We start from the raw sequence: 13069 nt of genomic DNA, 5'->3' as shown, positions 1-13069 counted from the left end.
GCGCCGGGTCAGCGCGGTGCCGGGCGCCAGACGGTCAGCCGTACCGCGAGGGTCACCCGGACCGGTTCGGCGAGGGCGGCCACCCGGGCGGCGAGCCCGGCCGGGTCGGTGTGCCAGGCGCTGGGGCCCATCCCGACCAGCGTCGCGACCTCCGGGCCGGTCAGCGCCAGCTCCCGCCGGTGCACGGTGGACGCCGCCGGGGTGAAGTGCCCGCCCAGGCTCTCGGCGACCCGGTCCGCCTTGGCCGGGTCCACCCGCAGCAGGCCGAGGGCGCCGACCAGTTCGGTGAGGTGGTCCTCGGCCGGCGTGACCACCAGCAGGGAGCCGGCCGGGTCGAGGACCCGGTGGAACTCCGCGCCGTTGCGGGGCGCGAAGACGTTCAGCAGCACGGCCGTGCCGGCGTCGGCCAGGGGCAGCCGCTGCCAGGTGTCGGCGAGCGCCGCCGCCGCGCGCGGGTGCGCCCGGGCCGCCCGGCGCAGCGCCGGCTTCGACACGTCCAGGGCGAGACCCGCCGCGTCCGGCAGCGCCGCCAGCACCGCCGCGAGGTGCCGGCCCGTCCCCGCCCCGGCATCCACCACCAGGGGGTACGCCCCGTCGGCGCGCGCCCCGGCCTGCTCCCCGGCCGGGAGGCGCCGGGGGGCCGCCAGGTGGCCCACGGCCCCCGTCGCGGCGGCGGCGAGGGCGGTCGAGATCAGGTCGTAGTGGCCGGCGGCCAGGAAGTCGGCGCGGGCGGCCACCATCTCGGCGGTGTCCCCGGTGTGCGGGGCGCGGCCGGCGAGCAGGTTGACGTAGCCCTGGCGGGCCACGTCGAAGTTGTGCCGGCGGGGGCAGCGCAGCGCGCGGGCACCGCCGGCGTCGACCTCGGCCAGCGGCTCGGCGCAGACCGGGCAGCGGAGCCGGTCGACGATGCGGGGGTCCACGTCAGGCGCCCAGGCAGGTCAGCACCGCGCGTACCCGGCGGTGGTCGTCGTCGCACTCGCGCTCGGGGTCCACCGGCTCATTCTCCGGGTCGGGTGAGGTGGTCGACCACGCGGTGGGTCAGCGCGTCCAGCGCGGCGACCTCGTCGGGGGTCAGCAGGTCGATCAGGTGCCGGCGGACGGCCGCCACGTGGCCGGGGGCGGCGGCCTCGACCGCGTGGCGGCCCTCGGCGGTGAGCACGACGACCGCGCCCCGGCCGTCGGTGGCGCACTCCTCGCGGGTGACCAGGCCGCGCTGCTGCATCCGGGTCAGGTGGTGGGAGAGCCGGCTGCGGGACCAGAGCATCCGGTCGGCCAGCTCGCTGAGCCGCAACCGCTGGTCGGGTGTCTCCGAGAGGTCGGAGAGGACGTCGTAGTCGGGCTCGGAGAGCCCGGCGTCCCGCATCAGCTCCCGGGCCAGCTCCAGGTCGAGCAGGCGGCGCATCCGCCGGTAGCCCCGCCAGGCGCGCTGCTCCCGCTCGTCCAGCCAGCGTGGTTGCTCCATGCCGGCATCCTAACCATCTTGTTGACATGTCATCAACATGCTCCCTAGGGTGAGTGACATGTCAACCAAACTGCCGGGCCGGCTGGCCCGCCTGCTGGGCGGCCTCGTGCTGTTCGGCGTCAGCGTGGCCCTGATGGTCCGCGCCGACCTGGGCCTCGCGTCCTGGGACGTGCTGCACCAGGGGCTCGCCGAGCGGACCGGGCTGCCCCTCGGTCAGGTGGTGAACCTGGTCGCCGTGGTCGTGCTGGTGCTCTGGATCCCGCTGCGGCAGCGCCCCGGGCTCGGCACCCTCGCGAACGCGGTCGTGGTCGGGTTCGCCGCCGACGCCGCGCTCGCCGTCCTGCCGCCGGTGGCGCCGGTCGCCGGCCGGATCGGCCTGCTGGTCGCCGGCATCCTGCTCAACGGGCTCGCCACGGCCCTCTACCTCGGGGCACGCCTCGGGCCGGGGCCGCGCGACGGCCTCATGACCGGACTCGCGGCGCGCGGCCTGCCGATCGGGCGGGTACGCACGGCCATCGAGCTCGGCGTGCTGGCCCTGGGCTGGGCACTCGGCGGCACCGTCGGCCCCGGCACCCTCCTCTTCGCCGTCAGCATCGGGCCGCTGGCGCAGCACCTCATCCCGAAGTTCACCGTGCCGGCCCCGAGCCGGCCCGCCACCACAGGAGCGACCTCGCCATGCCCTGCCTGACCGTCATCGTCGCCAGCACCCGGCCCGGCCGGGTGGGCCGCCGGATCGGCGACTGGTTCACCGCCGTCGCCACCGCGTACGACGCCTTCGACGACGTACGCCTGGTCGACCTCGCCGAGGTGGGCCTGCCCTTCCACGACGAGCCGCACCACCCCTCCGAGGGGCGGTACCTGCACCCGCGTACCCGCAGGTGGAGCGCGACCGTCGCCGCCGGGGACGCCTTCGTCTTCGTCATGCCGGAGTACAACTACGGCTTCAGCGCGCCGTTGAAGAACGCGATCGACCATCTCTACACGGAGTGGCAGTACAAGCCGGTCGGCTTCGTCAGCTACGGCATGACCTCGGGCGGCCTGCGCGCCGTCCAGATGATCAAGCAGGTGGTGACCACCCTCAAGATGATGCCGGCCAACGAGGCGGTGACCGTGTTCCTGCGGCAGGCGCTCGACGACACGGGGGAACTCGTCCCGGACCCGGGGCGCGAGGCCGCCGCCACGGTGATGCTCGACGAACTGGCCCGGCTGACCGCCGCCCTCGCCCCGCTGCGGGTGACGGCGTGAACGCCCGGCTGTGGGAGCTGTTCGGCGAGCGCGGCCGGGGCGTGCTGGTGACCCTGCGCCGCGACGGGCGGCCCCAGCTGTCGAACCTCGACTTCCTCGCCGAGCCCGGCCTGATCCGCTGCTCCACCACCGGCGACCGGGCCAAGGTGCGCAACCTGCGCCGCGATCCCCGGGCCAGCCTGCACGTCACCACCGCCGACGGCGGGGCGTACGCGGTCGCGGAGGGGACGGTCACGCTCACCCCGCCGGCGGCGGCGCCCGACGACGCATGCGTCGAGGAACTGGTCGAGGTCTACCGGCGGATCCGCGGCGAGCACCCCGACTGGGCGGACTACCGGGCGGCGATGGTCGCCGACGGTCGGCTGGTGATCCGGCTCGCCGTCGACCGGGTGTACGGCTGGCGTCCCTGACCCGGCCGGCGGTTCCGGCCGGGCGACGCGGGGCGTCCGGCCGGAACGGGCCGCCGGTGGCGCGCGGCGGCGCGCCGAGCGCCGATCCGTGCCGGTCCCGTCGGGCGGGCCGGCGGCGCCGACTAGGGTCTGTGCATGGTCGCGACAATCCGTTACGAGGACATCGTCAAGGTCCCGAAGGCGCTGCTGCACGATCACCTCGACGGCGGCCTGCGGCCGGCGACGATCGTCGAACTGGCCGCCGAGGTGGGGCACGAGTTGCCCACCACCGACCCCGAGGCGCTCGGCCGGTGGTTCGTCGAGGCGGCCGACTCCGGTTCCCTGGAGCGCTACCTGGAGACGTTCGCGCACACCGTCGCCGTCATGCAGACCGCGTCGTCCCTGCGGCGGGTGGCCCGGGAGTGCGCCCAGGACCTGGCCGCCGACGGGGTGGTCTACGCCGAGGTGCGGTTCGCCCCCGAGCAGCACCTGGAGCGGGACCTCACCCTGGACGAGGTGGTCGAGGCGGTGCTGGCCGGCTTCGTCGAGGGCAGCGCGCTCGCCGCCGAGGAGGGCCGGCAGATCCGGGTCGGCACCCTGCTCACCGCGATGCGGCACGCCGCCCGGTCGCAGGAGATCGCCGAGCTGGCCGTCCGGCACCGCGACGCCGGGGTGGTCGGCTTCGACATCGCCGGCGCCGAGGCGGGCTTCCCGCCCACCCGGCACCTGGACGCCTTCGAGTACCTCCAGCGGGAGAACTTCCACTTCACCATCCACGCCGGGGAGGCGTTCGGCCTGCCGTCGATCTGGCAGGCGATCCAGTGGTGCGGGGCGGACCGCCTCGGCCACGGGGTGCGGATCGTGGACGACATCACGCCCGGCGCGGAGCCGGTGCTCGGCCGGCTGGCCGCGTACGTGCGGGACAAGCGGATCCCGCTGGAGCTGTGCCCGTCCTCGAACGTGCAGACCGGCGCCGCCCCCTCGATCGCCGAGCACCCGATCGGGCTGCTGCGGGACCTGCGGTTCCGGGCGACGGTGAACACCGACAACCGGCTGATGAGCGGCACGTCGATGTCCCGGGAGATGGCCCTGCTGGTGGACGCCTTCGGCTACGGCTGGAAGGAGCTCCAGTGGTTCACCATCAACGCCATGAAGAGCGCCTTCATCCCGTTCGACGAGCGGCTGAAGATCATCGACGAGGTGATCAAGCCCGCGTACGGCAAGCTGCTGGGCTGACCACGGCGGGCCGCCGCGTTCCGGCAGCCGGAGTCAGGAGCGGTGCGGGTGGCCGGCGAGCATGCCGGCCACCGCGCGCAGCACCTCGCCGGCCCGGGCCGCCTCGGCGCCCAGGCCGGTCTGCCGCCGCAGCACCGCCGGCTCGCTGCGCAGCAGCGCCAGGCCGCGGCGCACCAGCACCCGGGGCGCCTTGCGCTGTTCGGCGAGGTCGCGGGCGAGCCGGCGGACGAAGGTCGCCCCCCGGGGCCGCCGCAGGGCGTACGCCCCGGCGAGGACCCCCCGTCGACGGCACTCCTCGACGATCTCGGCCGCGAAAATCCCTTCGGCCACGAAAAGTGGCGAACCGGCGACCTCGAATGGCCGGGTGGACACCCGACGGTCCGCACCGATCGCATAAACCGGCACATCGGCCTTGCCCTCCCTGGCCAGGCGGGCAATGGTCTCCACGGCTGCCGCAGCGTCCCAGGAGTGGGGCGACTCCCAGTCCACCAGGCCGTTTTGTCGCGGCAACGTGGGGTCGTCACCGTCCTTGTAGAAGTCGTCCAGGCAGAGCACCGGAAGGCCGGTTCGCTGCGCTATGTACGACTTTCCGGAACCGGAAGGGCCGGCGAGCAGGACAACGCCATGGGGGTGCTTCATTACCTTCAGTGACTCCGGCCAGACGGATTGCTATCAAATTGCACCAACATCTCATCACACCGCTGGCTGCGGCCAACCTGGGCTTTCTCTTTCGCAGGTGGCGTGATGGAATCTCGGATGGTCCGACCCGCGGGGTCGGTCGCTGGGCGTTGTCCAGGGGCAACGCAGTCCCAGAATTTCGCGAGGGCGGTGACGTGAGCAAACGGCCAAAGGCGGCGGGCTCCTTCCTGTCGCGTCTGCGCCGGCCGACCGGTCGGCTCCGCGACATGCCGATCTGGTCCAAGCTCGGTCTCATCATGATCGTGCCGACCATCGCCACGGTGGTCGTCGGCACCAGTGGTCTGGTCGACCACCTGGAGACCCTCAACAACGCCAACCGGGCTGGCGACCTGGCCAACCTCGTCGGCCACTCGGGCAACCTGGTCGACACCCTCCAGAACGAGCGCACCAACGCGCTGCGTCTGCTGGGCGTGCCGCGCGGCCAGGACAACGCCCGCTACAAGCAGGCGTACGAGCAGGCCAACGCCAGCGTGGACAAGGCCAAGGGGCCGTACTCGCAGCAGCGGGCCGAGGTCGAGGACCTCCCGGCGAATCTCGACAGCCTGCTGGGCGAGATCGACCAGACGCTGACCGACCTGCCCGGCACCCGCAGTCAGGTCTTCAACGGCAAGCTCGGGCTCGTCCCGGCCATGCAGGCCTACGACGGCCTGATCGACGACCTGATCAGCATCCGCGACTCGGCCACCCAGCTCGCCGGCGACAACGAGCTCAGCGACAAGATGCGCGCCTCGACCGCCACGGCCCGGAACAAGGAGTTCCTCTCCCGCCGCCGCGACGTGGTGCACCGCGCGTTCATCCAGCAGCGGCTCACCCCGAACCTGCGCAACGAGTACATCGCCACCAGCACCGGCTCCAGCCAGTGGCTGCAGAGCTTCCAGGTGGTGGCCAGCCAGCCCGAGCAGGAGTACTACGCCCAGGTGGTCGCCGGCCCCGACCTGCGCGAGGCGAACACCTACAACAGCTGGCTCAACGGCATCACCACCGCCGACACCCTGGCCGGCGCGCCGTTCGACGCGGACCAGTGGGACGCGGCGATGGTGGCCAACGCCAAGCTGATCCGCACGGTCGAGACGAAGATCGACCGCGAGGTCGTCGTGGGCGCCGAGAAGCTGCGCTCGGACGTGCAGCGCCAGGTGTTCCTGGAGACCGGCCTGCTGCTCAGCATGCTGCTCCTGGCGATCCTCTTCGCCTACCTGGTCGCCCGCTCGATGGCCCGCTCCCTGCGCGACCTGCGTCAGGGCGCCCTCTCCATCGCCCAGTACGGCCTGCCCCAGGCCGTGGCCCGGCTGCGCGACCCCAAGGTGACCGGTCAGCTCTCCCCGGTGCAGCTCGCCAACCAGATCGCCGAGCCGCTGCCGGTGCGCAGCAAGGACGAGTTCGGCCAGGTGACCGAGGCGTTCAACGCCGTCCACCTGGAGGCCGTCCGCACCGCCGCCGAGCAGGCCGCGCTGCGCGCGTCCGTCGCCACGATGTTCGTCAACCTGGCCCGCCGGTCGCAGATCCTGGTCGACCGCCTGATCGGTCACCTCGACCGGCTGGAGCGCGGCGAGGAGGACCCGGACCGGCTGGCCGAGCTGTTCCAGCTCGACCACCTGGCGACCCGGATGCGCCGCAACGACGAGAACCTCCTGGTGCTCGCCGGCGCCGACTCCACCCGCGTGCAGCGGGAGCCGGCCGCCCTGATCGACGTGCTCCGGGCTGCCCAGTCCGAGGTCGAGCACTACACCCGCATCGAGTTCGGGGTGATCGACCGGGACATCGAGGTCGCGGCGCACGCCGTCAACGACCTGGTCCACCTGGTCGCCGAGCTGTTCGACAACGCCACCGCCTTCTCGCCGCCGGACTCGCACGTCATGGTGGAGGCCCGGCGCGTCGGCGACCGCGCGTCGCTCTACGTGGAGGACCGGGGCATCGGGATCAGCCCCGACCAGCTCCACGACCTCAACGAGCGGCTCGCCACGCCGCCGCAGGTGGACGTGGCCGTCTCGCGGATGATGGGCCTGGTCGTGGTCGCCCGGCTGGCGTCCCGGCACGGCGTCAAGGTCGAGCTGCGTCCCGGCACCGACCGGGGGACCGTCGCCGAGGTGGTCATGCCGACCTCGGTGCTCGTGCCCCGGGCGCTCTCCGGCCGACCGCAGTCGCCCGCGCTGCCGGGGCCCGGCCCGCAGTCGTACGCCCCGGCCCCGGCCTTCGGCGCGCCGCCGGCGCTCGGCAACGGCCCGGCCAGCCCGATGCCCACGCAGCGTTCCGGCGAGTCCGGCAACCAGGTGACCCTGGGCGGCCGGCCGTTCGACCCGGTGCCGCGCAACGGGGCCGGCACGCCGGCCTCGGCCGGCTCGACGCGGTCCATGCCCGCCTGGTCGGACCTGACCGGCGCCAGCGGCTTCAACGGCGGCGAGGCCTTCCGGCCGCGCACGTCGAACGGCGAGCCGTTCGACCCGCTGCCGCAGCGGCGGTCGGCCGACGACCAGGACGCCACGGGCCAGCAGCAGGCCGTCCCGCGGCAGCTGCCCAGCAGCCCCGAGGCCCGGCCGTACTCCGTCCCGCCGGTCTCCGCGCCGCCCGTGCCCTACGCGGGCCCGCCGGTGTCGAGCCCGCCGGTTCCCTACTCCGCGCCGCCGGTGTCCGGCCCGCCCGTCTCCGGCATGCCGGTCTCGGCGTCACCCGTCTCCGGCCACCCGTACTCCGGCCCGCCGGTTTCGGCCGCGCCGTACTCCGGCCCGCCGTACTCGCCGCCGTCGACCGGCCCGCTGCCGCAGCGCCCGGCCCCCGGCACGCCGGGCCCGAGCACGCCTGCGCCGCCGGCCTGGCCGCCGGTCGCCGGTGCCGACCGGGACGTGGCGACCCCGCCGGTGCCCGAGCGGCTGGCCGCCGCGCTGGACATGACCACCGAACTGCCGCGGGTGCCGCGCTCCGGCGCGCCGACCCCGCCGGCCCAGGCCCCCGCGCCGACGGAACGGCCGGCGCCGGCCGCCCCGCAGGCGCGGCCGACCACGCCGCCGGCCCAGACCCGGCAGCGGTACGCGGACGAGACGATGGAGCTGCCGATCTTCCGGGAGCTCGAGTCGGCCTGGTTCCGTACCCGCCGCCCGGGGCCGGAGGAGGCGGCGCCGGCCGCCGAGAAGACGCCGACCAACGGTGCACCGACCCAGCAGTTCGCCCGGGTCGACGCCGGCGGTCGGGCCGTGCAGCCGACACCACCCGGGACGACAGGTAACGCACCGATGGCAGACACTCCGGCGGCCGGAGGAGCGCCGCGCGAGAACGGACCGACGGTCAACGGGGGTGCCCGCCCCGGCCTCGCCGACAGCTTCGGTCACCGCCGGTCCGCCCAGCAGACCGGGGGTTGGCAGACGGCGGCCGACGACGGGTGGCGCGCCGCCTCGGCGGCGACCGAGGTGCCCGTCGCGGCGACCACCTCGACGGGTCTGCCCAAGCGCACCCCGATGGCGCAGTTGGTGCCCGGCGCGGTGGAGAAGCCCACCACCTCCGTGCAGCGACGTACGCCGGAGGGTGTTCGAGGCCTGCTTTCGGCCTACCATCGGGGCGTGCAGCGGGGGCGTACGAACCCGTCGGACAGCAACCCGACCAGCCCGGAGGGGACTCCGGGAGGGCAGCAATCCTCGCAGTCTGGCTCAGGCCCGGTGGCCGGGAGCGGGCAGAAGGAGCAAGAACGATGACAACTACGCAGGATCTCGGTTGGCTGCTGGCCAACTTCGCCGACCGGGTACCCGGTGTCGCGCACGCGGTCGCCGTCTCCGCGGACGGGCTGCTCCTCGCGTCGTCACGGGACCTCCCGCGGGACCGGGCCGACCAGCTGGCCGCAATCGCGTCCGGTCTGGTCAGCCTCACCCAGGGGGCGGCCCGCTGCTTCGAGGGAGGCGCGGTGCTGCAGACAGTGGTGGAGATGGACAATGGCTTCCTGTTCCTGATGTCCATCTCGGACGGCTCGTCGTTCGCGGTGCTCGCCGCCCGCAGCTCCGACGTGGGACAGGTCGGCTACGAGATGGCCCTGCTGGTCGACCGGGTGGGCGACGCGTTGACCCCGCAGCCACGTGCGGCTGCGGGAATGCTGGGCTGACGACCCGTTGACCCGTGAGGTCGGCGGGGTGACAACGACAACGACGGGCTCCACCGGAGCCGGTGCAGGGTGCGAGGGAGGTGAGCGGCGACATGGCCGATCGTGACGAACCGACCGGAGCGTTGGTCCGTCCATACGCCGTTACCCGTGGTCGTACCCGCCCGCGCCTCGACATCGCGCTGGAGGCGCTCGTCGAGACGACGGTGCGCGGCCGCGCCGCTGCCAATGGCAACGGCGGTCAGGGCCGCGAGCACCAGTACATCGCTGCGCTGTGTGACGGACGTGTGCAGTCGCTCGCCGAGATCGCGGCGCGGATGCAGCTCCCGCTCGGTGTGGCCCGGGTGCTCATCGCCGACATGGCGACGGACGGCCTGGTCGCGGTCCACGAGCCGACCATTCTGGACGACTCGGACGACGCGGTGGGCACTGAACTGCTGGAGAGGGTGCTGAGTGGACTTCGCAGGCTCTGACATGTCGCACCGCCCGCCGACCCCGAGTGGGCGCGTGACGTCGGCGAAGATCGTTATCGCCGGTGGATTCGGCGTCGGCAAGACGACGCTGGTCGGCTCGGTCTCGGAGATCACGCCGCTGACGACCGAGGCCATCATGACCTCCGCCGGCGTGGGCGTCGACGACACCCGGCAGGTGCCGGGCAAGACGACGACCACGGTGGCGATGGACTTCGGCCGCATCTCGATCGACCGTGACCTGATCCTGTACCTGTTCGGTACGCCGGGTCAGACCCGGTTCTGGTTCATGTGGGACGAGTTGGTCCGCGGCGCGATCGGCGCGGTCGTGCTGGTGGACACCCGCCGGCTGGCCGACTGCTTCGCGGCGATCGACTTCTTCGAGCACCGGCGGCTGCCGTACCTGGTGGCCATCAACTGCTTCGACGGGATGCAGTACCACGACCCGCAGGACGTCCGGGACGCGCTCGCGATCTCCGGCGACGTGCCGGTGGTGGCCTGCGACGCCCGTAACCGGGAGTCGACGAAGCACGTGCTGATCTCGCTGGTCGAGTACGTGCTGACCATGCGGCGCTCGCGCGCCGTGGCGCCGGCCTGATCGACGCGACCCGCGCCCGGTGACGGCCTCGGCCGCCACCGGGCGCTCGTCGCTGCCCGCGCCACGGCGGCGCGGGGTCAGGACACCCGCGTCCAGGCACCCGCGCTGACGGTGTAGACGCCCAGCGAGCCCTGGTCCATGCCGCCGTGCCGGATGGGGGTGAAGGAGTACATCCCCGCCATTCCCTCGGTGACCTGGTTCTGCAGGAACGCCCGGATCCGTCCACGGTCGACGCTGGTGGACAGCCGCGCCGCGTCGGCGACCAGCTGGACCGCGTCGGACGCGTACGGGGCGAAGCCGCTGAACCCGCCGTGCAGCTGGACGTAGCGGTAGACGAACTCCTTGCGGTCCAGCGCCGACATGGTGGTGTTGGCGAGCATCGCACCGCCCAGCGAGGTCGGGTGGACGGCGTACGCGCCCTCCATGAGGGCCGCGTTCCCGCCCTCCAGGGTCTGCTCGGCGACCGCGCCCGCGTCGAGGAACACCGGCCCGTCGTAGCCGGCCCGGCGCAGCGCCCCGACCGCGGCGGCCGAGTCCGGGGCGGTCGCCCAGACCACCACCCCGTCGGGGCGGGAACCCGTCGCCGCGCGGGCCGCCCGGCGCAGGTCCGCGCCGGTGCGGGGCAGCCGGGTGGTGGTGCTCAGCGCCACCCCGGCCGTACGCAGGGCCCCTGTCACGGCCCGTACGCCGGAGTCGCCGTGCAGGCCGTCCGCGGCCAGCAGCGCCACCCGGGAGAGCCGCTGCGAGGCGATGAGCCGGGCGAGTCGCCGGGCCATGTCGCCGGCGTCCGGAGTCATCTTGAAGACGTACGTCCGCTGCGCCAGCGGCAGCACGATCCCGTCGCCGAAGGCGAGCGAGAGGAACGGCACCCGCTCCTTCTGCGCCACCCCGGCCAGGGCCATCGAGGTCTCGGACAGGGTGCCGCCGACCAGGGCGTGTACGCCGCCCTCGCGGGCCAGGGCGGTGGCCTGCCGGGCCGCCAGCGCGGGGTCGCCGGCGTTGTCCCGCACCTCCAGCCGTACGGCGCGGCGGAGGTTGCCGATCGGCACGCCCTTGGCGTTGAGCGATTCGAGGGTGATCTCCAGCGCCCGCTGCTGGAGGACGCCGAGCGCGGCGCCGGGACCGGTCAGCTCCAGGCTGACCCCGACCAGCAGCTCCTGGCCGCCCGGCGCGACCGCCGTGGCGCGATCGCCCCCGCCCGCCTCGCCGCGCCCGCAGGCGCTGAGCAGGAGCGTGCCCGCCGTCGCGGCCAGCAGGCCCCGACGGGTGAACACGGAGGGGCCGTTCGCCGATGTCGCCATGAGTCGCCTTCCCACCCGGCGACCCCTGCCGCCGGCTGTTCCGCCGGTATGCTCCCGGCCGCCGCGACACGGCGTCAAATTATCCGGGTGTGGGCAGGAACACGCAGGTGGGAGGCGGTTTCCCGGCGGTCAGGAGCGGTAGCCGGCGGAGCGGTACTCGTATTCCCGGTCGTCGTCGCGGTCGCCCGTGTCGCGGGTGAAGTCCCACCCGCCGGCGGCCTCCCGACCGGGTCGGCCGCCGACCGCGAACCCGCCGATCTCCTGTCCCCGGCGCCAGCCGCGGAAGTAGCCGGTGGTGTTCTCGGCGAGGCTCGCCGCGTCGCGGACGATCCGCAGTGGCCGCTCGTCGCGCAGCGGTGAGCCGGGCACGAGGTTGGCCTGGGGGACCCGCTTCGGCAGCCCGGCCGGGGTCTCGGCACCGACCGCCGGGCGGGCGGCCTGCTCGGCCGCCTGCCAGCCGGTGTCGGCCGTGGTGGACCACTCCAGGTCGGACTCGTCGTCGTGCCCCACGAACCAGGCGGACTTGGCCTGGGCGAAGATCAGCAGGTCGCCGTCGCCCTCGTCGGACACCGGCGGCGGGCGGCGCTCCATCGGGGGCGCCGGGCGGTACTCGGCCGCCGGCCGCTCCTCACGCGGTGCCGGTCGGTACTCGGCCGCCGGTCGTTCGTCGCGGGGCGCGGGCCGCTCGTCGGGTGCCGGTCGTTCGTCGCGGGGTGCCGGGCGGTACTCGGCCGCCGGTCGCTCGTCACGCGGCGCCGGGCGGTACTCGGTCGGCGGACGCTCCTCACGAGGGGCGGACCGACGGGCCGCCTCCTCGCGGTCGACCAGCCGCAACGGGGGAGTCTCGGGCTGGGCGTCGGCGGCCGGGCCCGTCCCGCCGCGCAGCGCGCGGTCGGCCAGCGGCGGCGGCTCGACCAGCCGCAGCACCGGAGGCTCCTGGGGCAGGTCGTCGGCCAGCCACGGCGGGGTGACCCGGCGCTCCGACCCCGGATCGGTCGGGGCGTCGACGCCGCGCCCGCCGCGGTCGTCGTAGGAGCCGGCGACCGGGTTCTTGGCGGAACTGTCGGCCGGGTCCTCCGGGTTGTTGACCAGCGGCCAGTTCGCCCGGGATCCGGGGGGAGCGGGCTCCGCCCGGGCGGCCGGGGAGGTGGTTTCCTGGCCGGGGCGTGGCGTGGGCACGGGAACGCTGAGGTCGGTGGCGCTGAAGCCGCCCGTGGGCGTGGCCGACTGGCCGTTGGTCTTCGGGCGGGGCGGGATCACGGTGCGCTGGCGCTCCGCGCGGGCGTTCTGGATCGCCGCGGTGGTCAGGGTGGGGCGGAACGGCTCTCCCGCCTCGGCCGGCGGCACCGCGCCCCGCTGCGCCGGAGCGATGGGGGTGATGCCGGGCGGCGGAGGCGGCGGCGCGGACACCGGGCGGTTGGTCGGGCCGTCGATCCGGCTCGGCAGCGATCCGGGTCGCGTCGGGGGCGCGGAGACCGGGGGACCGGCGACCGCGGCCGGCGTCACCGGCGTCGGCGCGACCGGCGGCGGGGTGACGGGGGCCGGTGCGACCGGCGGCGGGCTGAGCGGCCGGGGGGCCGGGGGCGTCGCG

Annotated in this window: 12 protein-coding genes and 1 pseudogene; 8 read left to right on the top strand and 5 right to left on the bottom strand. The window is 74.5% G+C overall.

All coding sequences use genetic code 11. The features are described from left to right. Window positions 1-8 precede the first annotated feature (8 nt). On the bottom strand, window positions 9-920 hold the full coding sequence (locus tag ACFHW0_RS10220) for a putative RNA methyltransferase (RefSeq protein WP_416607039.1): 912 nt from the start codon (window positions 918-920) through the stop codon (window positions 9-11). 77 nt (window positions 921-997) lie between these two features. Beyond that, window positions 998-1462 (bottom strand): MarR family winged helix-turn-helix transcriptional regulator, encoded by a 465-nt coding sequence (locus ACFHW0_RS10215; RefSeq protein WP_416607038.1) that lies wholly within the window; start codon window positions 1460-1462, stop codon window positions 998-1000. Between the two features lie 58 nt (window positions 1463-1520). Here ACFHW0_RS10215 and ACFHW0_RS10210 point away from each other — a divergent pair, with 58 nt between their 5' ends. The 4 genes from ACFHW0_RS10210 (at window position 1521) to ACFHW0_RS10195 (ending at window position 4332) form a co-directional block, all read left to right on the top strand. Next, window positions 1521-2150, top strand: coding sequence for a YczE/YyaS/YitT family protein (locus ACFHW0_RS10210; RefSeq protein WP_416607037.1), 630 nt, complete (start codon window positions 1521-1523; stop codon window positions 2148-2150). Next, complete coding sequence (locus tag ACFHW0_RS10205; RefSeq protein WP_416607036.1) at window positions 2138-2707, top strand: NADPH-dependent FMN reductase; 570 nt, start codon at window positions 2138-2140, stop codon at window positions 2705-2707. Before ACFHW0_RS10210 ends, ACFHW0_RS10205 begins: the two co-directional genes overlap by 13 nt. Further along, on the top strand, window positions 2704-3117 hold the full coding sequence (locus ACFHW0_RS10200) for a PPOX class F420-dependent oxidoreductase (RefSeq protein ID WP_416607035.1): 414 nt from the start codon (window positions 2704-2706) through the stop codon (window positions 3115-3117). Before ACFHW0_RS10205 ends, ACFHW0_RS10200 begins: the two co-directional genes overlap by 4 nt. Window positions 3118-3252: 135 nt before the next feature. Next, entirely contained in the window at window positions 3253-4332 is a 1080-nt protein-coding gene (locus ACFHW0_RS10195) for an adenosine deaminase (RefSeq protein ID WP_416607034.1), read from the top strand. 33 nt (window positions 4333-4365) lie between these two features. On the opposite strand, the gene ACFHW0_RS10190 is transcribed toward ACFHW0_RS10195, so the two are convergent. Continuing rightward, window positions 4366-4887 (bottom strand): ATP-binding protein, encoded by a 522-nt coding sequence (locus ACFHW0_RS10190; protein ID WP_416607033.1) that lies wholly within the window; start codon window positions 4885-4887, stop codon window positions 4366-4368. 278 nt (window positions 4888-5165) lie between these two features. On the opposite strand from ACFHW0_RS10190, the gene ACFHW0_RS10185 reads away from it, so the two are divergent. The 4 genes from ACFHW0_RS10185 (at window position 5166) to ACFHW0_RS10170 (ending at window position 10177) form a co-directional block, all read left to right on the top strand. After that, a complete protein-coding gene (locus ACFHW0_RS10185) occupies window positions 5166-8711 on the top strand; it encodes a nitrate- and nitrite sensing domain-containing protein (RefSeq protein ID WP_416607032.1) in 3546 nt (1181 codons plus the stop codon). Further along, the gene (locus tag ACFHW0_RS10180) at window positions 8708-9112 is read left to right on the top strand and encodes a roadblock/LC7 domain-containing protein (protein WP_007455462.1); all 405 of its coding nucleotides are present in this window, start codon (window positions 8708-8710) and stop codon (window positions 9110-9112) included. The genes ACFHW0_RS10185 and ACFHW0_RS10180 overlap by 4 nt, the downstream gene beginning before the upstream one ends. Window positions 9113-9204: 92 nt before the next feature. Next, the gene (locus ACFHW0_RS10175) at window positions 9205-9582 is read left to right on the top strand and encodes a DUF742 domain-containing protein (protein WP_030329021.1); all 378 of its coding nucleotides are present in this window, start codon (window positions 9205-9207) and stop codon (window positions 9580-9582) included. 1 nt (window position 9583) lies between these two features. Continuing rightward, window positions 9584-10177: a GTP-binding protein gene (locus tag ACFHW0_RS10170; RefSeq protein WP_089002065.1), complete on the top strand. Its 594-nt coding sequence runs from the start codon at window positions 9584-9586 to the stop codon at window positions 10175-10177. A gap of 77 nt (window positions 10178-10254) precedes the next feature. On the opposite strand, the gene ACFHW0_RS10165 is transcribed toward ACFHW0_RS10170, so the two are convergent. Both ACFHW0_RS10165 and ACFHW0_RS10160 read right to left on the bottom strand, forming a co-directional pair. Continuing rightward, window positions 10255-11478, bottom strand: coding sequence for an ABC transporter substrate-binding protein (locus ACFHW0_RS10165; protein ID WP_416607031.1), 1224 nt, complete (start codon window positions 11476-11478; stop codon window positions 10255-10257). Window positions 11479-11607: 129 nt separating this feature from the next. Then, window positions 11608-13069, bottom strand: a pseudogene (locus ACFHW0_RS10160) (hypothetical protein); the annotation flags it as partial.

Origin of the sequence: Micromonospora sp. LOL_025 (genome assembly GCF_048060285.1) — a bacterium.
Lineage (GTDB): Bacteria > Actinomycetota > Actinomycetes > Mycobacteriales > Micromonosporaceae > Micromonospora.
This window is presented reverse-complemented; position numbering and strand designations above follow the sequence as displayed.